Origin of the sequence: Kangiella profundi, assembly GCF_002838765.1 — a bacterium.
Lineage (GTDB): Bacteria > Pseudomonadota > Gammaproteobacteria > Enterobacterales > Kangiellaceae > Kangiella > Kangiella profundi.
Genome location: NZ_CP025120.1, coordinates 2,464,935 through 2,490,829, shown reverse-complemented (window position 1 = coordinate 2,490,829; position 25,895 = coordinate 2,464,935). Strand labels below are relative to the sequence as shown.

Here is a 25,895-nt window from a genome sequence, read left to right as displayed (position 1 = left end):
CCTTCAAAAATTAGCCATGCCGCGTCTTACAAGAAAAATCTAAGCTATCCAGTACATGATTTGGTAAAGGTGTTGCCTTGGACCAAAATTCTAGCTTAGATTAGTGGTCTTCTTGTCGTAATACTCGGGTGCGTCGTGACGCACCGTTTGTGTTTTTAAGTCTGGGGAATTAAACCCAGATAATCAATTTACCATGAATGGTTTAAGACTATGAATGTGTTGAAAATGTCTGATCTGGATCTTCAGGGAAAGCGCGTTTTAATTCGTGAAGATCTTAATGTGCCGGTTAAAGACGGCAAAATAACCAGTGATGTTCGTATTCAGGCGGCTTTGCCGACCATTAAATTGGCACTGGAAAAAGGTGCTAAGTTGATGGTGATGTCGCACCGTGGTCGTCCTACGGAAGGTGTGTTGACGAAAAACGATTCCATGCAAATCGTTGCTGATTATTTAAATGAGGTACTGGATGTTCCGGTACGTCTGGTCACTGAATACTTGAATGGCGTTGATGTTAACGAAGGCGAAGTGGTTTTATTCGAGAACGTACGCTGTAATGTTGGCGAAAAAGCCAATGATGATCGACTGTCTAAAATGTACGCCGATCTATGTGACGTTTTTGTGCATGACGCTTTTGGTACGGCACATCGTGCTCAGGCATCGACTCATGGTGTAGCAAAGTTTGCACCTGTTGCCTGTGCAGGCCCATTGTTAGCTGGTGAACTGGAAGCATTGGGCAAAGCACTGGATAACCCAGCCCGTCCAATGGTTGCAATTGTCGGTGGCTCTAAAGTCTCGACTAAGCTAACGGTTCTTGATTCCTTATCACATATCGTTGACCAGCTAATTGTTGGTGGTGGTATTGCTAATACCTTCATTGCAGCAACAGGTCATCCGGTAGGTAAATCTTTGTACGAGGAAGATTTAATTCCTGAGGCCAAACGTTTGATCGAACAGGCGCAATCAAAAGGTGGCGACATTCCGGTACCGGTTGATGTGGTAACTGGTAAAGAGTTCGCAGAATCAGCAGCCGCGGAAACCAAGTCAGTTAATGATGTGGCTGAAGATGATATGATTTTTGATATTGGCCCACAGTCAGCTGAACACTTGGCCAAGATTTTGAAAGAAGCAAAAACGATCGTCTGGAATGGCCCGGTTGGTGTTTTCGAGTTCGATCAATTTGGTCATGGTACCGAAGTAATTGCAAAAGCAATCGCAGACAGCGATGCATTCTCAATTGCAGGCGGCGGTGATACGCTGGCGGCAGTTGATAAATACGGCATCGCCGATAAAGTTTCATACATTTCAACTGGTGGTGGTGCTTTCCTGGAGTTTCTGGAAGGTAAAGAATTACCAGCAGTGGCAATCTTAGAAGAGCGAGCGAAAGGCTAACTCTAAAAGTTTGTCGAACAGGATACAAAGTTAAGGGGAAAGAAAATGGCTCTAATTACATTACGTCAGTTACTTGATCATGCAGCAGAGCATGATTATGGTATTCCGGCATTTAACGTTAATAACCTTGAGCAGATGCGTGCAGTTATGCAGGCCGCAGATGAAACTGACAGTCCAGTGATTATTCAGGCATCAGCAGGCGCTCGTAAATATGCCGGTTCAAACTTTTTGCGTCATCTAATCCTGGCAGCAACTGAAGAATTCCCGCATATTCCAATCTGTATGCACCAGGATCACGGTTCGTCACCAGCTGTGTGTCAACAGTCAATCCAATTAGGCTTCTCATCAGTTATGATGGACGGCTCTTTGGAAGAAGACATGAAAACGCCAGCGAGTTATGAATACAACGTTCGCGTAACAAAACTGGCAACCGAAATGGCACATGCTTGTGGTGTATCGGTTGAAGGTGAATTAGGTTGTCTTGGTTCATTGGAAACTGGCATGGCTGGCGAAGAGGATGGCTCAGGTGCAGAAGGTGTTTTAAGTCACGATCAGTTACTTACTGATCCTGAAGAAGCAGCTCAATTTGTTAAAGATACAGGTGTCGATGCGCTTGCTATCGCCATCGGTACTTCGCACGGTGCTTATAAATTTACTCGTCCACCAACAGGCGATGTGTTGGCTATTGACCGTATCAAAGAAATTCACGCGCGTATTCCCGACACACACCTTGTGATGCACGGCTCTTCATCAGTACCGCAGGACTGGTTAGCGACCATCAATGAGTATGGTGGCGACCTGGGCGAAACTTACGGTGTGCCAGTGGAAGAAATCCAGGAAGGTATCAAGCACGGTGTGCGTAAAGTAAACATTGATACTGACTTACGTTTAGCAGCAACTGGTGCAGTACGCAAATTCTTGAAGCATAATCCAAAAGAATTTGACCCGCGCAAATATAACAAAGCCGCTCAAGATGCGATGCAGGCTATCTGTAAAGCGCGTTACGAAGCATTTGGAACTGCTGGCAACGCAGGCAAAATTAAGCCAATCAATATGGAACAGATGGCACTTGATTATAAAGCTGGCAAGCTTGACCCTCGCGTAAAGTAATTCCATTACTGCAATAAAAAAGGCCAGCATTTGCTGGCCTTTTTTTGAATCACGAAATTAAAAGCGGGTAGCATAATTTCGTGAACCAGACTCTAAAGCTACACTACTGATATAGTGTAGAACTATATAGCAGTTAAAGTAGCCCAGTAATATTTTGGGGCTAACTATGACAACAAAAAAATTTAAGGCATTAATCGTGGATGATTCCAGAACCGCCTATATGGTTCTGGCAAGAATGCTGTCAAATTATAATATCGAAGCGATCTATGCCAATTCGGGCGAACGTGCCCTGGCCTACCTGAAAGACCACCAGGTTGATGTTATTTTTCTTGATCAGGCTATGCCGGGTAAGGACGGTATTGAAACCATCAAGGAAATCAAAAGCAGTTCTAATGCCGACACGCCAGTTGTGATGTTCACAGCGCGAACGGGTGACGACTATCTACATAAAGTTAGGCAATTGGGTGCCGAGGGGGTGTTACCCAAAGAGCTAACGGTGGAAGATGTTGAAGAGGTGCTTCAGAAGCTAAAATTATGGACCCCGAAAGCAAGCCAACCAGCCGGTCACAAGGTACAGCAGATAGTCAGCCAGCCAAGTGTCGATGAAAAGCTTAAAGTCTGGCTGGAATCATTTCTTGAAAATCAATTTTCACCACAGCTTTCCAGCAAGGTTCGTAAAGCTACCGATGACTTGCGCAGAGATACCATTCATTACGGCAAACGGATGTTGGATGAGATAGCCAAAACTGACAAGCAGCAAGTGATGATTAAAGAAGTTAAGGGGCAGACGGATTATTTAAAAGAGCTGTTCGCAACTTCGTTCAAGCAGTATCAGCGGATCAGCAGGATCTTTATAGTGTTGTTAGTTATGTTAAGTGCTGGACTTGTCTGGCAGGCATTTCAACTAAACAATATTAAGTCAGAACAACAACGTTTACGAGATACCGTATACACATTGGCTACTAATGTGTCCGGCCAGGAATCACGCATAATTCAGGAGGTACAGCAGCAAACGGGAGCAATTGAACGCTATTTGCAGAAAGACAATCAACAGTCATCACGGACTAATAGACGCTCTAATAGACTATTTTCGGAACAGGGCGATGAAGTAGAAATTGTCGGAATTACCGAAACTGGACGGTTAATCACGGCCCTTAGCAGGCAGGGGTATCTATTCCAGATTGCTGGCAATGGAAGAATCGAGAACAACCGGTTGAAACAATATTATCTACAGGAAAACTGTTCGGGGCCGGCTTATGTTGAAGCCATAGCAGGTACTGTATTGAGGGTGGGAGAAGCCACTTTAGGATATACCAAAGCAAACAGTGAGGCTTTTGCCTATAAGCCTGTGAGCTGGATTGAGAGCGACAGTCAATGTTCGGAGTACCAGCAAACGGATACCTTGTTGCTACGAGAGTTTTTGGTCAATGATGAGGCCGTTACTGGAGTAGCTGACCAGGTCTATATGCAAAAAAGCGGATAGAAGGCGAGAACACTACGCTCTCTCTCAGATAAATCTTGGAAATGTGATGGTTGTCGCATTTCTGCACATTCGTTTGTTCTTGCGTTAACAGTCTGACTGCTGCTGGCTAAAATACGCCTCCTTAGAAGTCAGCACAATGAGGGAAGCTTTGCGCCAACAGAAAACATGGATTAGCCGTTGCATTGTAAGTCGTACAGATGAAATGGGTGGCTTAGGTTATTATCAGCTGGACATTGCCACCGATGATGTTGAACAGATACAGCATCACAATCGGTTACACGAGTTGATTGCAAAGGAGCAATATTTCCTGACCTCAATTGAGTGGAGTCAACAGTTCGAACCTAATGATAAGGAAGTCAGTTATCAACAGCTGCAATTAGCTGAACAAGCCAGAAGCAATGGATTTTCACAGACCGCGTTAGATCCAGTAAATTTATTGGAACACTCAGTTGCAGAAGACCGAACTCACTACCTGATAATAAGCCCAACAACAGTTGAGCCAACTGTTGAAAGTAATAAGCCATTTTGGGCTCATCCCTGGATTGATGAAGAATTAAAAAAGCTGTTATTCAAGTCAGATACCAACACCTTTCTTTTGGTGGATTCTACAGCACGTGCAAAAGTCAGCATGACGTTTGATTTGGACCATTATGATGATATTGAGCAGCAGTGCCTTTATAGCGGTGACTTGGCCGTAAAGTTTAAAAAGAATGCGCCTTACCTGCTTAATCTGACGCTGACACAGGAGCAGCTGGAAGATGATGATAAGGTTTCAGACTTTCACAAAGATTTCTTTACGCGGCATTGGGGACAAAATACTGGACTATTGCTACAGAGTAAAAGCGATATCAATACCCTGGCTCGTCATTTTAAGAAATTTATAAAAATTCAGAACGAACAAAAGAAATGGTTCTTTTTTAGGTTCTGTGATCCAAGAATCATGAATCACTACCTGGGATCAATTACACAATGGCCTCAAAGAGTCGCCAAGTGGTTTGGCGTTAATGGTGAGGAGCAATTGATAGACGCAGTGTTCTGTGAAGATTCGCAGGGCGGTGTGATAAAGCGCTTTGAACCTAATAGGCAACATCAGCTATCGAATGCTGGAGTAATGAATTTAACGGCTAGTGACTATGAGATATTTAGTCATTACCGTCGGCAATACAACAAAAATTTAGTCATTAATGAGCTTAGTAATGATTTTCCAGCAGAAGTAAACCAGTTGCATTCGGAACAGCTAGGAATCTGGTATGAAGAAGGAATTAAAAAGGGTAATACAACTGCAAGAGGACTGTATGACTACTGCTATGCGCAACTTATGGCAAAAAACTATCAGCTGGATCTTGCTGAAATAGAACAGTACCTGGAAGAACAGCCATTCAGTCACCTGGAAAAATCAAACATACTGCAACGCAGCATAAAACAAACCATCGACACCATGTCGTTAAAGTAAATAAGGATATTAACTGTGCCCAGAGAAAATTTGTCAGCCACCCAGAATGTATTAGATCCGATTGCGCCATGTGATCCCAGTATCACGCCAATATTTCCGGTGAGGTTTGCATTTAAACCCGAACTACTAATGGATATAGCCAATGAATACCGTAACACCAGTGCTGAAGACAATATGCATAACGAGCAGGATTATTGCCTGCGAAGAATCAGGCAGGGCTTTGTCTATATCTATGTACCAAATACGGTAGAAGACCTCGAATCAAGAACGGATAGGCCCAATGGCTACTGGATGGTGTTTCGATATAACACCAGCTATGAGGATCAGAACTCAGATGATATGCGTGCTGATACTGAAACGCTGACCAGCGGGCTCTATCAATTCAGAATGTACCAATGGGAAGACGGTCATGCGGCAGGTAATTGGAAGCTGGATAACTCGAGAGTTTATCCATATGCGTTCGTCCCTGAACATACTACACAGATAGAAATAGGTTACAGCGAACATCGTTGGCCAGCCTATTATTTTGAAGAAGCCGAAAGAAACCCTGAGTTCAGAAAACATATTCTAACTCCTGTGGATCTTAGCGCAGAGCAAAGTAAGTTCTCTGCACCATTAAGAGACCTGGATCAACATGTAGAGGAATTCAAACCTACATTGCGAGATAGAATCAGCGATTATTTGATTTCGCAAACAGGTATTGGCATGGAAGATAAGAAAACGGTCGCCTTCTGCAATCATAGTAAAACCCGTGGACGAATTGTCGCGCTGCATGATCCTATGGGGCGCTTGCTGGATATCAATGGTGTTTCATTGCTCGTCAATAACACCCAGGCTAACTTCAATCAGGAGTATCAATATCCGCTGGTGACAGCGCGGGCAATTGAAAGTGTTAAGACACACCTTGATGGTAGTTGGAACTGGTTTAAGGATTTATGGAGTGATAGACCGATTTCCGAAGAGTCAGACCAGCTTAGACAAAAGTTTATAGAGGCCTGCGATAACTTTACGACCCTGCAGGAAAATCTGGTTAAGTTACATGAAACCACTTTTAGCCATCAGTTGGATTATGCCATCACCAAACAAATTGATTATGCGCAAAAAAATGGTATCAGAGGTGATGGTTCCAGATCGGACATGGAGCTGATTGATTATACGACAGCACTGCTTAATCAGGCGGTAATCGATCTGAATAGTTCGACAGTAGGTTCTGAATATATTCTCAGCTTATACAACCCTGACAGCGGTAAAGCCATTGCACAAACATACCAGGATAATTTCGTACTATGGAGCAGAATTGGTGGCGCTGTTCAAAAGGGTGCAGCCAATGGACTGAAAATTGCGGAAAAAGCATTCGAGAGATTTAATGTAGTCTGCACTACCCAGTGCTTACAAATGGCACAGGCAATATTTAGACACGGCAATATCGAAATACAGAAAGCATTTAACTCAGTTTATAGCGTTGAGGAATGGACACATAAACCATTAACACTCGATGAAGCTGAAAAGGTCATACGCGATAGAAGGATGCCGCGCTCAACAGTGATCACTAACCAGCAATTAACACAGCGTAATCGATTAACCGTATATGCCGGTAATAGGCGCTTAACGCCAAGAAATGTTGCGGTGACAGAGTTGGATATATTACATGTGAAATTCAAAGACTTTGATCTTATTCCGGCACCGGGAATAAGGGATATCTCTCCAAATTTTAGAAAAATTGAAACAGCAGTAGCCGGTATGGGAGCATTTCTAAGCGCAGCCACAATCGTAGACGTTTTGCATAAAAAAGAAAATGCACCAGCTGGGGACGATATCTTTAGCCAGATAGCTGATAACTTCTGGGTCAACATTACCGTAGCCAGCATGAGCGCCATTGATGATAGCTACAACACCGGCCGGGCGCTAATTCGATCTAACATTGGGCAGACAGCACGTACAGCAATATCCAGCAAGCTCTTCAGTCGATTCGGCGCCAATACCTTATTTCGAACGCAAAGCATCGCATTAGGCATGAGTCAATCCAAAGCGATTAGTCTGGTATCGAGCGGGGCAAAAGCTTTGGGACGTTTCGCAGGCCATGCCGGTGTGCTTCTTAGCTTGTTACAGGCAGCAGCTGGGATTAAGCAGGATAATTATGCAAAAGCATGGGGCAACGCGCTAATCGCCATCGGCAGTGGTGTCTTGATGATCTTCGGTGTCACCATTGTAGGGGCTGTAATCGGTGTGCTCTTAATCGTGATAGGAGCCGTCATCGAATATTTCGGTTCGCTGGATCCGTTACAACAGTGGGCCAAAAATTCTTTCTGGGGGAGTTCGAAGCTTTATTGGGGTAAGAGGCGAGACGTTTTAATTGAGAGAGTTGATGATTCGCGAGGTATTGCGATTCCAACAGCAGAAAACCATTATGATCTAATTTCTGCTTTTGAAAAAGAAATAGAGGAGTTTACTAAAATAGTAAATCAATTAAGACTGGTGGATATTGGTGGAAAACGAAACTCCAGATTTAAAGTCTTTTTGCCCTACTTAGGAGAGGGTACTCAAGTAGGAGAAAGTATAAAAATTAATATTAGTATTGAACATAAATCGGACACAAGTTGGTTTTTATCAGATGACTATGATGATGTCCCCTTTGACTATAGCATCGACTATAAGCAGAAATTGATAGCCGTAAATTATGCTAAATCAATCCCATCAACACCTGGTTATATCGAAGAAGTAAGTGTATTGGTTGAGTACACCCCGGAATCTAAAAAAACAATGGAGCTGGAGCAGACTATCTATACCCACAAAATACCTCTCAGTGCCTTTGAGTATCGAGGTGCTCCTGCTCCGGACCCTAAAGTATATGGATGGGCTACACCATGATTAATATTGATAAAATAAAACGTTGTTTCGAACGTATAAATACTGACGAGATACACATAAAGAAATTCAATTTCATGTATCAGAAGTTAAATCTCTACCTGATCGGAAGCGCAATTGTTATAGCGTTTGTAGTATTAAATTTCTATGATGAAAACTATAAAAAAGAGAGATATAGCGCAATCAATTATCAAAAAGAGATTCGAGCGCAATACGAAGAGCATAAAGAAATAAGAAAGTCATTGGGTGGCAACCTTAGGAGCTATGGACAATTCTACGAAGACATCATACCCAGATACACCAGTACGTTTGTCTTAGTAGGAGGCATGACTGGCTTAACGCTGATCCCCTTCATTATTTTCTTTCTCTGGCGGCAGCCGGCTCCTGTTTGCGTAGACCGCAAGCGACAACTGATTTACACCTGGCATAGAGGTAAGTTATTGGCTGCACGATTAAATCAACTGCAAACTGAGCTGCGAGCGAAAAGTAATCTGGCATTGGAGTATAGCGGTGGCTGGGGCCCCATGGTGATTAGCCTATATCCGGCCGGGAAAGTATATGACAAAAAAGGTGAGCTCAAGAAAGGTAAACGTATTCCTATTGGCACCTTTGTTCCGCAATACGATTACCAGAATCACGATCTAAAACCTTTTATCGAACACTATATGCAAGGGTTTGTAACCGTGCCTGAGGATTTTGAAACCAGCCGCAGTTGGCTGGAGCCCTCACCAAGGAAGCCAATGTCTTTACCTGACCAAGAAGTACTTGATAAAGCTATTGATGAGTGGTTGAAGCAAGAAAGAACAGTGTAAAGTCCTCATAAAAAACAACCAGAAAAAAAGGCCAGCAATTGCTGGCCTTTTTTGTTCTGAAGCTCTTTCTTAGTAAAGAACCCTTGCTCTAATTGTCCCTTCAATTTCACGCATTTTTTCTAAGGCAAAATGGCTTGAGCTTCGATCAATGTCGGTTACCACATAGCCAATGTCGCCCTGAGTCATCAGGTACTGTGCTGAGATATTGATATCATTCTGCGACAGAATCTGGTTGATCTGCGACAGGATTCCGGGCTTATTGTGGTGAATATGCAGGATGCGGTGTGTATTGATGTGCTCAGGCAGAGCAACCTGCGGGAAGTTGACCGCCGAAACCGTCGAGCCATTGTTGCTGTATTTGATCATTTTCTCAGTCACTTCGATGGCAATGTTTTCCTGAGCTTCAAGCGTCGAGCCACCGATGTGTGGTGTCAGAATGACATTGTCAAAATCACGCAAAGGCGACTGAAATTCTTCAGAGTTAGACTTGGGCTCGGTCGGGAAAACGTCAATAGCCGCACCGAGGATATGCTCCGAACGGAGTGCTTCGGTTAAAGCGTCAATATTGACTACTGTACCGCGTGAGGCATTTATCAGGATGCTTCCGGCTTTCATAGCTGCCAGTTCAGCTTTACCTATCATGCCTTTGGTTTGTGGTGTTTCAGGCACATGCAGGGTTACCACATCAGACTCAGCTAGTAGCTGAGTCAAGTCGGCTACCTGACTGGCATTTCCAAGGGTCAGCTTGGTTTCAATATCATAGAACTTAACCTGCATACCGATACCTTCGGCCAGAATGCCAAGCTGGGTACCAATATGGCCATAACCTATAATTCCAAGTGTTTTACCGCGGGCCTCATTGGAGTTGCTAGCCGTTTTAAGCCATTGACCGCGGTGCGCGGCAGCATTCTTTGCGGGAATTCCGCGTAACAGCATAATAATTTCGCCGAGAACCAGCTCGGCAACACTACGTGTATTGGAGTAAGGAGCGTTAAAAACCGGGATGCCTTTATGTTGTGCTGCGGTCAGGTTAACCTGGTTGGTACCAATACAGAAACAACCAATGGCTACCAGCTTATTGGCCTCGGCTAACACTTCGGGAGTAATCTGTGAACGTGAGCGAATACCCAGAAAATGGCAATCCTGCAGTGCACTTTTCAGCTCAGAAACAGATAGTGCTGTTTTGAGGCTCTCAACCTGATGATAGCCATCTTGTCTGAAAAGCTGTTCTGCTTTAGGGTGGACTCCTTCAAGGAGTAAAACTTTCAGTTGGTGTTTATCGAATGATGTGTTCGCCATCTTGATGAGTTCAGCGGTTTCGTGGCAATGAAGGTCTATTAAAACAGATCCGATCAGCATGTAAAAGTAGCAGATCGCTGTTCGTTAGAATTATTCCTGATAGGGCTAAAATAGGTGTCTAAAAGAGGCAATTTTGCTACAATCTGCCGCCTTGTGTCGCAGACGGTGCGGCATTTTGTGATTCTGAGCCTGTTTTGAGCATTAGACTTTAGGGCAAGACTTGAGGAGATTTGCCGAATGGCGTACCAGACCAACATCGATAAAATGATAGCTTTGCTAAGCGATACGCTATCAATTGATGCCGATCAGCTGTCGGCTGATACTTTGCTGCTGGGAAATTTGCCGGAATTCGATTCTATGGCAATCGTCTCTATCTTGATGCAAATTGAAGAAAACTTCGGCATTGAAATTGCTGATGACGAACTGACAGGCGAAGTTTTTGAGTCAGTGACAACTTTGACAGAATTTGTTGAAGTACAGCAGGCAGCTACTGCTATATAATCAGTCGCGATAGATAATTGATTTTTAAGGCCGAAAAGTAGCTTTTTCGGCCTTTTTCTTTTATAACACCCATAGCAACCAAACAAATAAAGTAAGCAGGGAAATGGCCGGATTTATCGCCTGTATCGTGTTAGCAGGCTTCTTGTTCATGACCGTACTATTGCGCTGGCGCGGATCGACCCTGGGCTGGCCGATTATGCTATTGGCCTTAACTTTTATAGGCTGGAGCGGCTTGAACCTGCTGGATACGGACTCTGAGCTTAACCACTGGATGATTGAATGGGCACGCCTGTTTGGTATTTTTGCGGCTCTTACCTTCTTTCTCTTCTACTTTGCAACCCACCATAAGCTATTAAGTTTCATCATAATTGCTGCCTTTATTGGCTGGGCTAGCTTTATCCTGCTCTACAGCGGAGATATGAAGCGAGTAATCAATCCGGCCATAGGCGGCTTTATTCTACTGATGATGATGCAGATGATGGAGCGGGCTGGAAATCAGTTTGCTGAGACTCTGAGGGCTGAAATTTCAACTCTGGGTGGTGCTTTAGGAATAGTCCTGATCTGGGATCTCCTTTCCATGCTGGTGCTGATGCTCAATCTGAATGTCGATGCTGAAGCACTTGACGTGTCTCGAGCCATCATTGCCAGCATTGCCATGGCATTCAGTCTGGTACACATCCAACAAATAGATCAGTCTCGGCTGGATCTTGAAAACATTCAGCAAACCTACCGCCCGCAAAGTAGCCTGAATATCTTTGCGGTATTGAGCTGGTTGGCAGTAGTCGGATATATGCTGATTGGTGTAGCTTGGCAAAAACCAATTGTAGGATCAGTGGTCCTTGCTGCATCAATATTGATATTCATCTGGCTGGCCTATAAGAAAAAACTATTAAGCCAGCTTAAAATAATGTTCACCAAGCTATTTGCCAGTTACAAGTATGATTACCGAGAAAGCTGGCTGGGATTCAACCGCGCGCTGGACGAGGCAAATGTGCAAGGTGATTTCTATCAGCTGTCGATCAAGGCGCTGGCCAATATCATCAGTAGCCCTGCCGGAAAACTTTGGAGTCGACGCGGTGATCTGTTTATTTATACCGATAACTGGCAGTCACCTTTAAATTCGCCGCTCAATAATGAGCTGGCTTATCAGTTGCCCATGGAGCTGATTGATTTTATTGAGCGCACTAACTGGGTGGTAGACATTAAGGAATATCAAAGTAACCAGAATGTTTACCAGGGTTTGAAACTAGATTATCACTCGCCGTTATTTCAACAGCATCAGATCTATATTCCACTGCGTCGCGGTGAAGAGTTAGTCGCAGTGGTTGGGCTAAGAAGCAGCTATTCTAAACCAAGCCTCAACTGGGAAGACCATGATCTTCTTAAAGCAGCGGGTCAGCAGATGGCTAGTTATCTGGCACTGTTTGAGGCAACTACTCAAATTTACGAACGTGAGCAGTTTGATGCTTTTAACCGTCTATCGGCATTTGTTGTACATGATTTAAAGAATGTCACCGCTCAATTGGAACTGATCACCCATAACGCACATCGCTATAGAGACAATCCTGAATTTGTGGATGATACGTTTGAAACCGTAGCCAGCGCCACTCAACGTCTCAATAAAATGCTTGAACAGTTGCAACGCAAACAGCTACCAAAAAAAGAGATCCTTCAGGCCTATATTCCAGATGTGTTTGCGAAATTCAAGGAAACCGCAAGTCGCCTCAACGTGATTGGAGATATTCCTGAAATAGAGGTGTATGCTAACCAGGATCAATTGCTTAACATCATCCAGCATCTACACCAGAATGCGATTGATGCCAGTAACGAAAATGATAGAATTCATCACCGATTTGACCAGATCGGACAGGAGCTGCACTGGCATATTGTCGATAAGGGCAAAGGCATGGATCCAGACTTCGTTCGTAAGCAGTTATTCAAACCTTTCGCCACCACTAAGGGCAATGCGGGGATGGGAATTGGTGTTTACCAATGCCGTTATTTGCTCCAAAGCTTTGGTGGTGATTTAATAATACAAAGTGAATTGGGGAAAGGAACACGCTGCATCGTTATATTGCAGACGCTAACTCCCGGAGATTAGAGAATAAAGAGGACAGGATGGCACAATCAAATAAACCCGACTTATTAATTATTGAGGATGACAAAGGGCTTCAGAAACAGCTCAAGTGGTCATTCGATCAGTATAACGTAATTCTTGCAGAAGACCGCGACAGTGCTTTAGTAGAGTTAAGGCGCTTTCAGCCACAGGTAATAACACTTGATCTTGGCTTACCACCAGACCCTGCTAACGCTAGCGTAGGTCTTGAGCTTCTGGAAGAGATCCTGTCTTTATCACCGACCAGTAAGGTCATTGTCGTAACCGGTAATGACCAGCGTGAAATCGCCATGCAGGCAGTTAATGCTGGAGCTTACGACTATTATCAGAAACCGATTCAGCCGGAAGAACTGACACTGATTATCAAGCGTGCCTTTGAACTGGCAAAGCTCGAGGACGAAAACCGTCGTCACTTTCAACAACAAAAGGAAAGTTTTCACGGCATTATAGCTACCAGCCCGGAGATGATGGGTGTTTGTCAGAAAATTGAGAAAGTAGCGCCTACTGATGTGAGTGTCTTGTTACTGGGAGACAGCGGAACAGGCAAAGAGTTATTGGCAAGAGCCATTCACGACATTAGTCCTCGTCGCAGTAAAAACATGGTAGCGATTAATTGCGCGGCTATCCCAGATAACCTTCTTGAAAGCGAACTGTTTGGTTATGAAGCTGGAGCTTTCACAGGTGCTAACAAAACCACCATGGGAAAAATTGAATATGCCAATGGTGGTACTTTGTTCCTCGATGAAATTGGCGATATGCCGATGGCGTTGCAGGCCAAATTACTTCGCTTCTTGCAGGAACGTGTCGTAGAAAGAGTGGGTGGGCGTGAATCGATACCAGTGGACGTACGCATCATTGCAGCGACCCACCATACGCTTGAAGACCTGGTTAATGAAGGCAAATTCCGAGAAGACCTTTTCTATCGACTCAGTGAAGTTGTTTTAAATATACCGGCACTGTCAAAACGAAACGGCGATGTAGTCTTGATTGCCCGCTCATTACTGGAAAAATTTAATCGCCAATACTCGCGTAATATTCGAGGTTTCTCAAAAGATGCAGTCCAGGCTATGGAAGCTTACAGTTGGCCTGGCAATGTTCGCGAGCTCGAGAACAAAATCAAAAGTGCAGTGGTAATGTCAGACAGCAATCAGATTACTGCGAAGGACTTGCAGATTGACGAAGCCCAGTTACGTGAAATGCCATTGAATTTACGTCAGGTCCGAGAGGCCGCGGAAACCCGAGCTATTCAACGTGCTATCGTATTATCCGACGGTAATATTTCCCAGGCCGCAAAACTGTTAGGCCTTACCAGGCCGACCCTTTACAGCTTAATGGATAAGTACAGTATTAGTAGTTGAGATATAATTTGTCATCCCGCGGCGCGACCGCGGGATCCAGTGACTTGCTCTTTTAAGACGAGCTGGATTCTCAAGACACGTTAATAATTTCAAATATTTATTTCGCTACTCAGCGAGTTACTTTTCTTGCGTGGCCAAGAAAAGTAACCAAAAGAAGGCCACCCCGGAGATTGAGGTTTCGCAAACGAAACTCCCTTCGTATCCGCCAAGCCACTTAACGCACCGTAAAATACGTGCCATCCTTGGCCCGAATTTTACTATTCAAATCATCCACGATTTGAATTGCTATGTCTTGACTACTACTCAGCTCAATCTAGGGGGATAAGTGGTGCTTGCTTCAGCTATGGTCGTTTTGAATGACTTTAGAGATAAATAAACTTTATTTCTAAAAGTAGGTCGCCTTAAGGCGAAAAATTGTGATCAAAGTAAAACCAAGTGACTCGCCAACAGCCCAACGCACCCAACTAACATCATTAACAAACCAACCATACCCATAACTAACAATTGTTTTTGCTTGTGTTCCGTAGTGCCACGAACTTCACTATTTAGCTTTCGTAATTTTCTGAGGTAATCCAGTCGCATGGCATTTTGCGCAGGTCTTTGACGATCTCGATTCTCGAAAACTTCGGCCAAATAAACTTCATAACGTGAGCACTCAGTCAGCTTGTTAAATCCTTGAATTAATTGATAAGACAGCCAAATTAACATGCACAGGGCAAATACAATGACTATCAGAGAAAGCACTGAAAGATTGGGTAGTTGCAGCAACTCTTGCCAACCAGATAGGGTGCCTGACAGAGCCCAAATACAGCCGAACAAGTAAATCGGAAGAATTAATAGCCAAAACCAGGGCTTTAATTTTGATGATGGAAGCGGTTGCGGGGGATTCTGAATATCGTCGTACATTGAGCTTAGAAGGCAAAGTGACAAAGGAAGCGATCTTACTCATATTGAGGAAACGGTTCTGAGAGTTTATTCAAAGTTAGTGGTTAATTTATGATAATCTTGCGAGAGAAATTTGTTGGTGTTCAATACTTTCCGGAAGTACCTATAGATAGGGTAACGCGATGAGATATATAGTTTTTCTTTGGGTTCTAGGTTTAGTGGTTGGTTGCAAATCCACTACCACAGTTTCTTTAGCAAACGGTAAAAAGGTGATTCTTAATGATAGCTATGGACTATTTCTTTCCAAGTCCAAAATTAATTCCGAAGTAAGAGCAGCCTATTACTCCTTTACTCAATCAGATATTAAAAAACTGACTGGTAATTTGCATGAGGTGCCTTCTAGTGGCACGTTAAAAATTGAATTAACCTTTACTTCTAAAGCTAATGCTGAAAAATATACTGTTGCCGATTGGTTTAAATCGAATAAGAGCCGGCTAAATCTTTCTTTGTATAAGACAACAGACAATTTCATTATCTATACAGAAAGACTATCACCTAATACAGTGACTGTAACAGGTTATTATTTACTTCCAAACCGCTCAGGCTTTGGAGACATATTGATAAAATGCTCGACTAACTTTGGTATCAAATTTACGAATAAGAACGGAGCTTGCACAGTGGAGGATTTTTACACCAAAGAGATTACTGTTAGTTACACTATTCCATTTAAAGAATTGGAAGAACCACTAAAGTATATCAATTCAGTAAATGAGCTGCTAAATAAGAATATTTCAATACAATAAATACGAAAAAAAGTATTGGACATATATGGACGCCTTCCCGATGTCAAGCCAATAGAGAGTACAAATTATTCGGGCTTGCTCTAATTACCCCTTAGAGTTAGCCGAGAGAGGAGAAGTTATAGCGCAAATTGGGAAGTGACCGAAGGAAATCCCTTTAGGGAGATACCCAATTTAGCCACTTCGAAACAGGACGTTTCGTATTGGCGGCGCGTTATAACTTTGATGAGCGAGGGTAGTCCGAAGGGCCTAACGAGGGTCTGCCCCATCGGGTAATGGGGTGTCATTCTTTTGCCTACTTTTCTTAGACAAGTAAGAAAAGTAGGTCGCCGTAAGGCGAAAAGTCCTAACCCTATCGCGTTATCGTTTCTACCTTACCTTCTTTACCCAGCAACAACACATCGGCTGCTCTTTCAGCAAACAAACCATTGGTGACCACACCAACGATATTATTCAAGATACGCTCTAACTTGATAGGTTCATTTATGATTAGACCATGCACATCAAGAATGACATTGCCGTTATCGGTGACAAAACCTGTGCGGTAAACCGGATCACCGCCTAATTTAACAATTTGGCGTGCCACGTAGCTACGAGCCATTGGGATGACTTCAACTGGAAGAGGGAAGTCGCCAAGACGACGAACAAGTTTGGATTCATCGGCAATACAGATGAACTGATCAGCAACAGCTGCAATGATTTTTTCGCGAGTCAGTGCACCACCGCCACCTTTGATCAGTTCCAATAAATGATTGGATTCATCGGCTCCATCAATGTAAACCGGAATTTTATCGACTTCATTGAGTTCGAAGACTTCGATGCCGTGTTGCTTGAGGCGCTCGGTTGATGCTTCGGAGCTTGATACTGCTCCTTTGATCTTGTGTTTCATGGTAGCCAGTGCATCAATAAAGTAATTGACGGTTGAGCCTGTGCCCACACCAACAATAGAGTCTTCGACAACGTATTCCAGCGCGGCTTCACCCACTAATTTTTTCAGTTCATCCTGTGTCATAAAGGCTCCTATTGTTTTTCTATGCTTAAAATAAAGTCCCATTCGTCTTTAGTGACGGGCATGATTGAAAGCCTGTTACCTTTTTGCACTAGCTTCATGTCAGCCAGCTCTGGGTACTGTTTTAATTCATCCAGTGGTATTTCACGCTTCAAATCACGCACATGTTTGACGTCAACCATATACCAGCGTGGATTATCAGGGTTACTTTTCGGATCGTAGTATTTCTGGTCAGGATCGAAAGCGGTATGGTCGACATAACCTTCTTTGACCACTTCCATGATGCCTACTATTGCAGGTGGTTTGCAGTTAGAGTGGTAGAAGAAAACCTTATCGCCTTTTTTCATTTCATCACGCATCATGTTGCGTGCCTGATAGTTGCGAACGCCATCCCAGTGATCTGTTTTATTAGGTAGGGCTTTGAGGTGTTCAATGCCGAAGACATCCGGCTCAGACTTCATTAACCAATACTTCATAGTGCTCTAGGCTTGTTGGTGACTAAAGCGCAAAGTATAAAGCATGGGCTAGAAAATTGTTAGTTATGGCTTAGGGATTGGCGTTTCTGAATCGGGCTTCGGTTTGCGCTCAAATAAGCGGTAGTTACTGGGGGTGATGACAGCATCCATCTGGATATCCCACTTTTCCTGAGGGATGTCGCGAACCTGTTGCAGGTTATAGGCAAGGCCGATGAGTTTGGGTTGTTCGTGTTTGGGGATATTGGCGAGAACCGTGTCGTAGTAACCTCCGCCCATGCCAAGTCGGTTGCCTTTGAGGTCAAATGCCACCAGTGGCATAAAGATGATATCCAGCTCACTCGGACGAACCGCTTTACTGATAGGTGCAGTGGGCTCCAGGATGCCGAAAGCTCCTTCTTTAACTGACTCTTTGCCGGTATAGGGCAGGAACCACATGCCTCTTTTTTTGTTCGGATAGATCTTAGGCACATAGCATTTTTTGCCCAACTTGAGGGCATATTCGATCATAGGTAAACAGCTGATTTCGCCACGGGTGGGCAGATAGAAAGCGATAGTGTCATGATCTTCGATGAGTTTGGCCTGTGAGGCGTGGCCAAGAAGGGCAAGCGCAGCGCGCTCCATAAAGGGCTTAGTCAGCGTTAAGCGTTCATGCTTAATTCTGGTTCTTAGATAATGTTTTTGAGCAACTGCTTCGTTCATTGCGTCTAAATATTAAACCCCGGACTGCCGTTGTAGGTAATAGCCCATGAACCCAAAGGTTCAGGGGGGAGTCCATATAGAAGATCAGGCTTTCCGGTCGAAGCGGACTTGCGCAACACTTCCATTGAGGAGTCCCAATTAAAGTATTATCGGCTCGAGGACGGTCGCTACTGACGAACAGTCCAGGAAGAGCCATTGTAACATAGACCCTGGTCGATGTTTCAAGTTTAGCTGGGTCCTTCCGGGCGTCAGTTGGCCACAAAGGCGTTAACTGTCTGACACTTCTAACTAAATGTTAAAAGTGAAGTGGCGTTCCTGCTCGTTTGAGAATGCTGTGCTATAAAATATTAAGAGTCAGTGAGTTCTATTTGCTCACTGTGTTTTAAAGCCTGGTCAATTTTCTGACTCATGTGGCTCAGCCTTTGCTCGATTTCATTGGCTTCATCACTATCAAGCGTTGGCGAATTGAGTAACTCATAGCTTAAGTTCAAAGCAGCCATCACGGCGATTCTTTCCAGACCAAGCACCTTGCCCGATTCACGGATCTCTTTCATGCGCTTGTCCAAAAAACTCGCGGCCTGTAAAAGCTTCTGATGTTCGCTTTCAGGACTGGCGACCTGGAACTCTTTCCCCAAAATAGTAATGTTAATGGGTGTAACTTTTGGTTTTGCCATATTGTTATAAAAACCTTAAGTGCAATCTACATCGACTTCAGTCGAGAGATCATAATATCAATCTGCTTGCGTGCAGTTTCATTTTTGCTATGCAGACGATCACGCTCATTACGCAACTCATTAACCTGTTGACGTAACTGATTATTCTCGAGATTGATCTTCTCGAAGCGCGCTAACAAGGCGTTGATCTTATCTTCTAGTTTCTCTAATTGACCTTGTGTCATAGTGAGTTACCCGATTTTGTTAAAGCACACTATAAAGTCAAGCCGGTTTTTGGTCAATGTTTAATCAGCTTGACTTGTGATGCTGCTATCAGCTTTTTATCCAATAATTCTCGGGCGCTAGTGTTGGGTTTTAAGCGCCTGGCGAGTTAAACTATGGGCCTGCAACCGAAATTACAAGATGAAAAGCACTTAACTTAATGAATTATTTAGAAATAAATGAGTTTTGCCAGAAATTTCTACCAGACCTTTCTGGTGCTGAACTTGCAGGTATGCTGCATGGGCTGGTTGGTCATGGCTTTGTGCCAGAAGCGGGACGCTGGCCACAGCAAATGAGCGATTTCCTGGCTAATGGTGAACCGCTGGGTCAGCAGGCAGAAGATGAGCTGGAGCAAATCATTGCTTTTACTCAGAAAGACTATCAGCCAGAATCTTACTCAATTGACTTGCTCATTCCTGAAGATGACTATCCGATTGACCAACGCGCTAAGGCGCTTGGTGAGTGGTGTCAGGGTTATTTGACCGGCTATGGCTTAATCAAGCAGGAGAAAGAGCTGGAGGGTGATGCCAAAGAAGCATTAAGAGATGTAAGCGAGATAGCCAAAATCGATTTTTCAGTTGAAGATGAAGATAGCGAAGAGCTGGAGTCTGCATTTATGACCATTTCCGAGCATGTGAAAATGTCAGCGCAAATAATCTTTACTGCTAATCAGGCTGCACCTTCAGCGCCACAGAATAATAATATTCATTAGGAATAACACTACCGAGCCAACACAAGCTTTACAGGATATTGGATGCAAGCAATCAATTTTGCCGCACGACGTAAGAAACTGATGCAATGGATGGGTCCCAACTCCATTGCCATTTTACCCTCCGCCACTGAAAAGGTTCGCAGCCATGATGTGCACTATCCTTTCAGACAGGACAATGACTTCTGGTACTTAACGGGCTTCAATGAGCCTGAAGCAGTAGCGGTTCTGGTGCCTGGCCGCAAACATGGTGAGTTTATTCTGTTCAATCGTGAGAAAGACATTACGCAGGAAATCTGGCACGGCAAGCGACTTGGGCAGGAAGGTGTAGTGGAGCAGCTTGGTGCGGATGATGCTTTCCCGATATCCGATATTGATGACATTCTTCCAGGTTTGATGGAAGGCAAGGAGCGGATCTATTTTGCCTTTGGTGCGCATCCAGAGTTTGATCAGCACATCATGGAATGGCGTAGTCAGCTGCAGTCACAGTCTGTTAGAGGTTCAGAGCCTCCCGGGGAGCTGGTTGATTTGCGTCATCATCTGCACGACATGCGTCTGATAAAGTCTTCTGCAGAAGTTCAACGTATGCGCCATGCGGCAAAAACAGCTGCCAAAGCCCATACCGAATTGATGAAAGCCTGCGCTCCCGGCAAGACAGAAATGCAGATGGAAGCAGTATTGCACTACCATTACGTGCAAGGCGGTTGCCGCTATCCAGCCTACCCATCCATTGTGGCAGGTGGTGATAATGCCAATATTTTGCATTACGTGGAAAATGGCGATGAGCTACATGATGGAGACTTATTGTTGGTGGATGCTGGATGTGAATTCGATCATTATGCATCTGATATCACGCGCACTATTCCGATCAATGGCCAATACAGCAAGGAACAGGCACAGCTCTACGATATCGTGCTTGAAGCGCAGTTAGCGGCGATTAAAATGATCAAGCCCGGTAATCATTGGGCGCAGATTCATGATAAGGCGGTAGAAGTGATCACCAAAGGTTTGGTGGATCTGAAAATTTTGAAAGGTAACGTTAAAGAATTAATTAAACGTGGTGCTTACCGCGATTTTTACATGCATAAAACGGGTCACTGGATTGGACTGGATGTGCATGATGTGGGCGATTATCAGGTGCATGGCCAACCACGTGTGTTAGAGCCAGGCATGGTGCTTACGGTTGAGCCGGCACTCTATATTGGAAAGGACAATACCAAGGCGGCCAAAAAGTGGCGGGGTATTGGCATCCGAATTGAAGATGATGTACTGGTAACGCGAGAGGGTTATGACATCTTATCGAAAGGTGTGCCAAAAACGCGCGAAGAAATTGAGCAGCTTATGGCTCAGGCCAAGAAACAGTAGGAAAAATTCGTGAAAACTTATCCGGTGGTGATTATTGGCGGTGGGATGGCAGGAGCCAGTCTGGCTCTGGCATTAGCTAATGCAGGTATTAAAAATGCTGTTTTTGAAGCCATCGCTCCGGAAACCAATGAACAACCGGGGTTTGATGATAGAACCGTTGCCTTGTCAGCGGCTTCATTAAATATTCTAAAAAAGCTTGGGCTGGATAAAGACCTGTATTCGGTTGCTGCACCCATCAAGACCATTCATGTCTCCGATCAGGGCCATTGCGGGTTTGCTCGGATTGATGCTGCTGAGTGTGGTGTACCAGCGCTGGGCGCGGTTATTGAGAACTGGCAACTGGGACAGGCGCTTAATCAAGCCATCAGCAATCAGTCACTTATTGAGTATCATGCACCTGCAAAAGTGGTCGATATTCAGCAGTCGGCAGATGAAGCAACCTTGCGTATTGAATTAAATGGCGAAACTGAGGAAGTGAAGGCAGGATTGGTGGTGTTGGCCGATGGAGCCCGTTCACCCTTACGCCAGCAGCTGCATATTGATGCTCAAATTAATGATTATCTTAAATCTGCCATCGTCTGTAACCTGACTACTCAGCTACCCCATCAAAATTGTGCTTACGAGCGCTTTACCCAGGATGGGCCACTGGCATTATTACCGCTCACTAAAAATCGCATGGCGCTGGTCTGGTCTAAGCCGACTAAGGAAGCGAACGAACTTGTTGCACTTGATGAGGCTGAGTTTGCTGCAAAGCTGGAAGAGGCTTTTGGAGCAAGGCTTGGCAAAATCACCAAAGTGGGTAGCAGAAAATCTTTTCCACTCATTCAGTTAAAGGCTGAAACCCTTTTCCGTGGTCGCTGCGTTTTAATAGGTAATGCTGCACAGTCACTACATCCCATTGCCGGTCAGGGATTCAATCTGGGTTTGCGTGATGTAGCAGATTTAACGGAACTTCTAGCTACTGCGAAGAGTTCAATAGTGGACGATGAACAGGCCTTGATGAAGACCGTGGGTTCCTATCAGTTATTAAGGCAGTACCAGCAGAAAAGACATCCGGATAGGGAGCAGACCTTGTGGGTTACCGAATCACTGGCGCGCCTGTTCAGTAATAGCTGGCTGCCACTGTCCATATCACGAAACCTTTTGTTGAAGGCGATGGATACAGCACCTGTGGCAAAGGGTCTGTTTGCCAGTCAGGCAATGGGTTTTGGATTTAATAACAGTCAGATGGCAAGTCATGAAGAATAAAATCATTATTGTTTTGATGTTGTTGTTGGTAGTGGTACTGGCCACTGTCGCCTGGCGCAGTATTTCTCAGGACGCTGCTCAGGACAATGTACAGGAAAGTGTTGAAGGAAATGGTCAGCCGCTGGTAACAAATGAAAAGCTAGGTAAGGACACCGTCGAAGAAGTTAAAAAGCCCAATGATAACCAGCCGACCAGTGACTCGAATGAACAACAGTTGGATACCAATGAGTCAAAACAGGTGGCTGATGATGCTGAAGACGTGCCAGAAGAAAAACTGTGTGAGCTGGTGGCGAAGTATGACGACTGGCAGAAGTCAGAGTCGGGTTATAACTCTCAGAAACTAGTCGATGACATCAGAAGCTGGGGCAACACGCGCGGTTATTTTGAAATGGAATACAACGGTAGCGGAATGGAAATCAAAAAGACCTCTGATTATGACTATTATGAAACTGAAGATTTACAACAGATGGCGGATGCTGGCGATCCTATTGCCAACGTCAAATTTGCGTATCGTTTATTCCTGCAGGGCGACCCTGCTTCGCTTGAAGAAGCTCAACCTTACTGCGAAAAAGCGGTTGTTCATGGCTACTCGGCCATGCTTCGTTGTAAAACAAGTTATCTTAATCACCTGGTGACTCAGCATGAAAATCAAGAAGAGCCAGATGCTGAACGAATTGAGGAGTTGCACGTTGAAATGCAGGCTTGGCAAAAGTTATATCAGCTGCGTAATGACCCTCTGGGAGAGTTATTTGCGGTTCAGTTCTTCACTGAGGTAGAAGGTGTTGAAGTCGATGACGAAGAGGTTGATGCAAAAGCTCAGATGCTTTATGCCGATATTGTTAAACGACGAAATAACCTAGGGCTAGGGGAATTTGACAGTGAACCAGCACCGGACATCATCACCTATGCGGTTGACAATAATATTCAGGAAGGAGCCGTTGCCAAATGTTTCGAGTAGCGTTTTAAATAAACGCATCTAGCAACATATCAGCAAGTTGAACAACAGATGACAGCACAAACAGACATTCTGAGTTTCCAACATATAGCAACGGGGCTTTTGCTCTGTCTGTGCTCGATGCTGGTTGATGCAAAACATGTTGAACCTGATGATACCAGGCAGTCACAAGAAGTTTCTGAAGAACTGTGTAAAGCAGTAAAGAACTATGATGACTGGCAGCTATATCATGATCAGTGGGTATCTGAGGCATTTGATTTAGAGCGTTTCCAATGGCAGGCCAGTAAAGGGTATCCGGTCAAAGAGTCCAGATTCTACGAGCGAACGGATTATGACAAATATTCAACAGAAACTCTGATGCGACTTGCCCAGGAGGGTGATAAGGCCGCCAACCTGGAGCTTGCTCAGCGTCATTATTATTTTCGCTCAGGCAAGGTTAGTGATGCGGAACATTTTTGCTATATGGCGGTGGTTGATGGCTTCAGTGCCATGACCAGCTGCATGATCAGCAGCTATGGGGAAAAGGTTGCCAGGCAGATGGCAAAAGATCAGGGGCAATCGTCCGAGCGACAATTGAAACTCAGGCTTAAACTGCTCGGCTGGACACAAATCAGTCAGGATTTTGATGATGTATTTGCGCAGCAGTTTGCAGAGATATTGAAGCCGGGTTATCAACGAAATGATATCACTGACGCTATGATAAAAGATGCTGCCCAATCAATCCGCGAAGAGCTAAAACTTGCTCGTCAGAAGCGAAAGGAATACAAGGAAACCTTGACCTTTGATGTAAAGCAGGAGATGCCAGAACTTTGGCGCATTCTGGAAAACAATCAACAGAATGAGTCTATGATAAACAGCTGTTTTAAAGAGAGTCAGTATGCAACACAGTAACCCTGATTATGATCTGATTATTGTTGGCGGAGGCATGGTCGGTCTGGCATTGGCTGCTCGCTTGGCGCAGACACAGATCCGAATCGCCATTATCGATCCTAAGACTGTCGAAATGAGCTGGAACAAGGATGATTATGATTTGCGGGTTAGCGCGATTACCCGCGCCAGCCAGAAGTTACTGGATGAAACAGGCGCCTGGAGTTTTATAGAGCCGGATGAAAAAACAGCTTACCAAAAGATGTCAGTGTGGGATGGTGAAGCCAGTCGAGGCAATATTGAATTTGATGCCAATCTTCTAGCGGAGCCTAACCTTGGACATATTATCGAGAATCGTGTGTTGCGCCGCAGCCTGTTTCAGGCGATAAAACCGTATCGAAACATTGATTTTTTATCACCTCAGAAATGTAGCAAAGTTTCCTATCATGCAGATCAGGCAAGTATTGAACTGACCGATGGTAAAATGCTTTCAGCCAGGCTATTGGTCGCGGCAGATGGTGCTATGTCATGGCTCCGAAATAATAGTGGCATAGACATAAAACAAACCCCGTATGGGCATAAAGCCATAGTCGCCACCATTAAAACCGAAAAGCCACATCAAAATACGGCTTGGCAACGCTTCGATCACAATGGTCCACTGGCCTTTCTTCCACTGACCGATGAACATCACTGTTCAATCGTCTGGTCAGTCAAAAGCGACTACGCCGATCAATTAATGTCTTTAGACGATAAAGAATTTTTAAATCGGTTGGAGCAGACTTTTGAGTTAACGCTGGGTCACTGTCTGGAAACAAGTCAGCGAGTGGCTTTTCCTTTGATTGAGCGCACCGCAGAATCGTTGGTCCAGGAACGCATAGCGTTGATAGGCGATGCAGCGCATACCATCCATCCCTTAGCGGGACAGGGCGTTAACCTCGGCTTTAGCGATGTGTTGGAACTTGCCAATACCATTGAAAAGACTTTGAAAAAACAACAGGATATCGGCCTGAAAAGAAATTTGCGATCCTACGAGCGAGCGCGCAAAGGCGAAATATTCATGATGCAAAAAGCCATGCAGGGCTTTAAGTTACTCTTTGAACAGGACATACCATTTATACAAATGACTCGAAGCTACGGTTTGGCGCTGACCAATCAGCATCCCCTGTTAAAGCAGCAGTTGATCAAACAGGCAATGGGGCTGTAGGGAGCAAAGATGTTTGTTGTGATCTTTAAAGCAAAGGTTCGTCAATTTGATGACGAGTATTCCCAAACAGCCCAGCGCATGCGTGAGCTGGCTCTTTCAGAATTTGGTTGTCTGGAGTTTAATGCAGTCACCGAAGGTGATCAGGAAATAGCGCTTTCCTACTGGCCATCGGAAGACCATATCAAAGCCTGGAAGCAACACCCTGAACACCTCGCTGCACAACAGCTCGGTCAACAACGCTGGTATGAGTCTTATTCCGTGGAAGTGGTAGAAGTTAAAAGGTCTTATAAATCAACCTAAATTATTTCTAGTCGTAGATTGGTGTAGAGAATTAGATGTCTAGCACCAATACACCCC

The 25,895-nt window shown here is 44.4% G+C and carries 24 protein-coding genes and 1 other RNA gene; 17 read left to right on the top strand and 8 right to left on the bottom strand.

Translation table 11 applies throughout. The features are described 5' to 3' along the window. The first annotated feature begins 210 nt into the window (after nt 1–210). The 6 genes from CW740_RS11655 (at nt 211) to CW740_RS11630 (ending at nt 9,112) form a co-directional block, all read left to right on the top strand. Nucleotides 211–1,389 (top strand): phosphoglycerate kinase, encoded by a 1,179-nt coding sequence (locus CW740_RS11655; RefSeq protein WP_106647658.1) that lies wholly within the window; start codon nt 211–213, stop codon nt 1,387–1,389. 45 nt (nt 1,390–1,434) lie between these two features. Then, a complete protein-coding gene (gene fba, locus CW740_RS11650) occupies nt 1,435–2,499 on the top strand; it encodes a class II fructose-bisphosphate aldolase (RefSeq protein WP_018623770.1) in 1,065 nt (354 codons plus the stop codon). Between the two features lie 166 nt (nt 2,500–2,665). Beyond that, nucleotides 2,666–3,982, top strand: a complete 1,317-nt coding sequence (locus tag CW740_RS11645; RefSeq protein ID WP_106647657.1) for a response regulator — start codon at nt 2,666–2,668, stop codon at nt 3,980–3,982. 136 nt (nt 3,983–4,118) lie between these two features. After that, on the top strand, nt 4,119–5,435 hold the full coding sequence (locus tag CW740_RS11640; RefSeq protein WP_106647656.1) for a DUF4123 domain-containing protein: 1,317 nt from the start codon (nt 4,119–4,121) through the stop codon (nt 5,433–5,435). 15 nt (nt 5,436–5,450) lie between these two features. After that, nucleotides 5,451–8,303: a toxin VasX gene (locus CW740_RS11635; RefSeq protein ID WP_157826420.1), complete on the top strand. Its 2,853-nt coding sequence runs from the start codon at nt 5,451–5,453 to the stop codon at nt 8,301–8,303. Then, entirely contained in the window at nt 8,300–9,112 is an 813-nt protein-coding gene (locus tag CW740_RS11630; RefSeq protein WP_106647654.1) for a hypothetical protein, read from the top strand. The genes CW740_RS11635 and CW740_RS11630 overlap by 4 nt, the downstream gene beginning before the upstream one ends. A gap of 69 nt (nt 9,113–9,181) precedes the next feature. On the opposite strand, the gene serA is transcribed toward CW740_RS11630, so the two are convergent. Then, nucleotides 9,182–10,411, bottom strand: a complete 1,230-nt coding sequence (gene serA, locus CW740_RS11625; protein ID WP_106648193.1) for a phosphoglycerate dehydrogenase — start codon at nt 10,409–10,411, stop codon at nt 9,182–9,184. Between the two features lie 237 nt (nt 10,412–10,648). Between serA and CW740_RS11620 the strand changes: the two genes are divergently transcribed. The 3 genes from CW740_RS11620 to prsR all read left to right on the top strand — a co-directional run bounded on the left by CW740_RS11620 (nt 10,649) and on the right by prsR (nt 14,386). Beyond that, entirely contained in the window at nt 10,649–10,912 is a 264-nt protein-coding gene (locus CW740_RS11620; protein ID WP_106647653.1) for an acyl carrier protein, read from the top strand. Nucleotides 10,913–11,015: 103 nt separating this feature from the next. Further along, nucleotides 11,016–13,013: an XrtA/PEP-CTERM system histidine kinase PrsK gene (gene prsK, locus CW740_RS11615; RefSeq protein ID WP_106647652.1), complete on the top strand. Its 1,998-nt coding sequence runs from the start codon at nt 11,016–11,018 to the stop codon at nt 13,011–13,013. Between the two features lie 17 nt (nt 13,014–13,030). Beyond that, the gene (gene prsR, locus CW740_RS11610) at nt 13,031–14,386 is read left to right on the top strand and encodes a PEP-CTERM-box response regulator transcription factor (protein WP_106647651.1); all 1,356 of its coding nucleotides are present in this window, start codon (nt 13,031–13,033) and stop codon (nt 14,384–14,386) included. Between the two features lie 420 nt (nt 14,387–14,806). On the opposite strand, the gene CW740_RS11605 is transcribed toward prsR, so the two are convergent. Continuing rightward, nucleotides 14,807–15,292: a hypothetical protein gene (locus tag CW740_RS11605; RefSeq protein ID WP_106647650.1), complete on the bottom strand. Its 486-nt coding sequence runs from the start codon at nt 15,290–15,292 to the stop codon at nt 14,807–14,809. Between the two features lie 161 nt (nt 15,293–15,453). Here CW740_RS11605 and CW740_RS11600 point away from each other — a divergent pair, with 161 nt between their 5' ends. Continuing rightward, the gene (locus CW740_RS11600) at nt 15,454–16,074 is read left to right on the top strand and encodes a hypothetical protein (RefSeq protein WP_106647649.1); all 621 of its coding nucleotides are present in this window, start codon (nt 15,454–15,456) and stop codon (nt 16,072–16,074) included. 349 nt (nt 16,075–16,423) lie between these two features. Here the strand turns inward: CW740_RS11600 and rpiA are convergent, their stop codons facing one another. The 6 genes from rpiA to zapB all read right to left on the bottom strand — a co-directional run bounded on the left by rpiA (nt 16,424) and on the right by zapB (nt 19,153). Further along, nucleotides 16,424–17,083: a ribose-5-phosphate isomerase RpiA gene (gene rpiA / locus CW740_RS11595; RefSeq protein WP_106647648.1), complete on the bottom strand. Its 660-nt coding sequence runs from the start codon at nt 17,081–17,083 to the stop codon at nt 16,424–16,426. Nucleotides 17,084–17,091: 8 nt separating this feature from the next. After that, nucleotides 17,092–17,556 (bottom strand): EVE domain-containing protein, encoded by a 465-nt coding sequence (locus CW740_RS11590; protein WP_106647647.1) that lies wholly within the window; start codon nt 17,554–17,556, stop codon nt 17,092–17,094. Between the two features lie 63 nt (nt 17,557–17,619). Further along, nucleotides 17,620–18,255 carry a 5-formyltetrahydrofolate cyclo-ligase gene (locus CW740_RS11585; protein ID WP_106647646.1) on the bottom strand — a complete coding sequence of 212 codons (636 nt, stop codon included), beginning with the start codon at nt 18,253–18,255 and terminating at the stop codon, nt 17,620–17,622. A 12-nt stretch (nt 18,256–18,267) separates the two neighbouring features. Further along, nucleotides 18,268–18,447, bottom strand: a non-coding RNA gene (gene ssrS / locus CW740_RS11580) — 6S RNA. Between the two features lie 155 nt (nt 18,448–18,602). Next, nucleotides 18,603–18,929, bottom strand: a complete 327-nt coding sequence (locus CW740_RS11575; protein WP_106647645.1) for a cell division protein ZapA — start codon at nt 18,927–18,929, stop codon at nt 18,603–18,605. A 26-nt stretch (nt 18,930–18,955) separates the two neighbouring features. Further along, nucleotides 18,956–19,153, bottom strand: a complete 198-nt coding sequence (gene zapB / locus CW740_RS11570) for a cell division protein ZapB (protein ID WP_018623784.1) — start codon at nt 19,151–19,153, stop codon at nt 18,956–18,958. Nucleotides 19,154–19,350: 197 nt separating this feature from the next. On the opposite strand from zapB, the gene CW740_RS11565 reads away from it, so the two are divergent. Genes CW740_RS11565 through CW740_RS11535 form a run of 7 tightly spaced genes read left to right on the top strand, consistent with a single transcriptional unit; the run spans nt 19,351 to nt 25,838 of the window. Continuing rightward, nucleotides 19,351–19,902 carry a UPF0149 family protein gene (locus CW740_RS11565; RefSeq protein WP_106647644.1) on the top strand — a complete coding sequence of 184 codons (552 nt, stop codon included), beginning with the start codon at nt 19,351–19,353 and terminating at the stop codon, nt 19,900–19,902. 42 nt (nt 19,903–19,944) lie between these two features. Then, complete coding sequence (pepP, locus tag CW740_RS11560; RefSeq protein WP_106647643.1) at nt 19,945–21,264, top strand: Xaa-Pro aminopeptidase; 1,320 nt, start codon at nt 19,945–19,947, stop codon at nt 21,262–21,264. 9 nt (nt 21,265–21,273) lie between these two features. Next, nucleotides 21,274–22,512: a 2-octaprenyl-6-methoxyphenyl hydroxylase gene (gene ubiH / locus CW740_RS11555; RefSeq protein ID WP_106647642.1), complete on the top strand. Its 1,239-nt coding sequence runs from the start codon at nt 21,274–21,276 to the stop codon at nt 22,510–22,512. Then, nucleotides 22,502–23,470 (top strand): hypothetical protein, encoded by a 969-nt coding sequence (locus CW740_RS11550; RefSeq protein ID WP_106647641.1) that lies wholly within the window; start codon nt 22,502–22,504, stop codon nt 23,468–23,470. The genes ubiH and CW740_RS11550 overlap by 11 nt, the downstream gene beginning before the upstream one ends. Nucleotides 23,471–23,518: 48 nt before the next feature. Then, entirely contained in the window at nt 23,519–24,358 is an 840-nt protein-coding gene (locus tag CW740_RS11545; RefSeq protein ID WP_227523862.1) for a hypothetical protein, read from the top strand. Next, entirely contained in the window at nt 24,345–25,538 is a 1,194-nt protein-coding gene (locus CW740_RS11540) for a UbiH/UbiF/VisC/COQ6 family ubiquinone biosynthesis hydroxylase (RefSeq protein ID WP_106647639.1), read from the top strand. The genes CW740_RS11545 and CW740_RS11540 overlap by 14 nt, the downstream gene beginning before the upstream one ends. Nucleotides 25,539–25,547: 9 nt before the next feature. Beyond that, nucleotides 25,548–25,838 (top strand): antibiotic biosynthesis monooxygenase family protein, encoded by a 291-nt coding sequence (locus CW740_RS11535; protein WP_106647638.1) that lies wholly within the window; start codon nt 25,548–25,550, stop codon nt 25,836–25,838. Nucleotides 25,839–25,895: the final 57 nt, after the last annotated feature.

What these genes read in the sequence shown, in the direction of transcription:
- CW740_RS11565 (WP_106647644.1), top strand. Translation starts at nt 19,351, where the DNA reads ATGAATTATTTAGAAATAAATGAGTTTTGCCAGAAATTTCTACCAGAC.
- CW740_RS11645 (WP_106647657.1), top strand. Translation starts at nt 2,666, where the DNA reads ATGACAACAAAAAAATTTAAGGCATTAATCGTGGATGATTCCAGAACC.
- CW740_RS11545 (WP_227523862.1), top strand. Translation starts at nt 23,519, where the DNA reads ATGACAGCACAAACAGACATTCTGAGTTTCCAACATATAGCAACGGGG.
- rpiA (WP_106647648.1), bottom strand. Translation starts at nt 17,083, where the DNA reads ATGACACAGGATGAACTGAAAAAATTAGTGGGTGAAGCCGCGCTGGAA.
- serA (WP_106648193.1), bottom strand. Translation starts at nt 10,411, where the DNA reads ATGGCGAACACATCATTCGATAAACACCAACTGAAAGTTTTACTCCTT.
- fba (WP_018623770.1), top strand. Translation starts at nt 1,435, where the DNA reads ATGGCTCTAATTACATTACGTCAGTTACTTGATCATGCAGCAGAGCAT.
- CW740_RS11620 (WP_106647653.1), top strand. Translation starts at nt 10,649, where the DNA reads ATGGCGTACCAGACCAACATCGATAAAATGATAGCTTTGCTAAGCGAT.
- prsR (WP_106647651.1), top strand. Translation starts at nt 13,031, where the DNA reads ATGGCACAATCAAATAAACCCGACTTATTAATTATTGAGGATGACAAA.
- pepP (WP_106647643.1), top strand. Translation starts at nt 19,945, where the DNA reads ATGCAAGCAATCAATTTTGCCGCACGACGTAAGAAACTGATGCAATGG.
- zapB (WP_018623784.1), bottom strand. Translation starts at nt 19,153, where the DNA reads ATGACACAAGGTCAATTAGAGAAACTAGAAGATAAGATCAACGCCTTG.
- CW740_RS11540 (WP_106647639.1), top strand. Translation starts at nt 24,345, where the DNA reads ATGCAACACAGTAACCCTGATTATGATCTGATTATTGTTGGCGGAGGC.
- CW740_RS11575 (WP_106647645.1), bottom strand. Translation starts at nt 18,929, where the DNA reads ATGGCAAAACCAAAAGTTACACCCATTAACATTACTATTTTGGGGAAA.
- CW740_RS11640 (WP_106647656.1), top strand. Translation starts at nt 4,119, where the DNA reads ATGAGGGAAGCTTTGCGCCAACAGAAAACATGGATTAGCCGTTGCATT.
- CW740_RS11590 (WP_106647647.1), bottom strand. Translation starts at nt 17,556, where the DNA reads ATGAAGTATTGGTTAATGAAGTCTGAGCCGGATGTCTTCGGCATTGAA.
- CW740_RS11585 (WP_106647646.1), bottom strand. Translation starts at nt 18,255, where the DNA reads ATGAACGAAGCAGTTGCTCAAAAACATTATCTAAGAACCAGAATTAAG.
- CW740_RS11550 (WP_106647641.1), top strand. Translation starts at nt 22,502, where the DNA reads ATGAAGAATAAAATCATTATTGTTTTGATGTTGTTGTTGGTAGTGGTA.
- prsK (WP_106647652.1), top strand. Translation starts at nt 11,016, where the DNA reads ATGGCCGGATTTATCGCCTGTATCGTGTTAGCAGGCTTCTTGTTCATG.
- CW740_RS11630 (WP_106647654.1), top strand. Translation starts at nt 8,300, where the DNA reads ATGATTAATATTGATAAAATAAAACGTTGTTTCGAACGTATAAATACT.
- CW740_RS11600 (WP_106647649.1), top strand. Translation starts at nt 15,454, where the DNA reads ATGAGATATATAGTTTTTCTTTGGGTTCTAGGTTTAGTGGTTGGTTGC.
- CW740_RS11655 (WP_106647658.1), top strand. Translation starts at nt 211, where the DNA reads ATGAATGTGTTGAAAATGTCTGATCTGGATCTTCAGGGAAAGCGCGTT.
- CW740_RS11535 (WP_106647638.1), top strand. Translation starts at nt 25,548, where the DNA reads ATGTTTGTTGTGATCTTTAAAGCAAAGGTTCGTCAATTTGATGACGAG.
- CW740_RS11605 (WP_106647650.1), bottom strand. Translation starts at nt 15,292, where the DNA reads ATGTACGACGATATTCAGAATCCCCCGCAACCGCTTCCATCATCAAAA.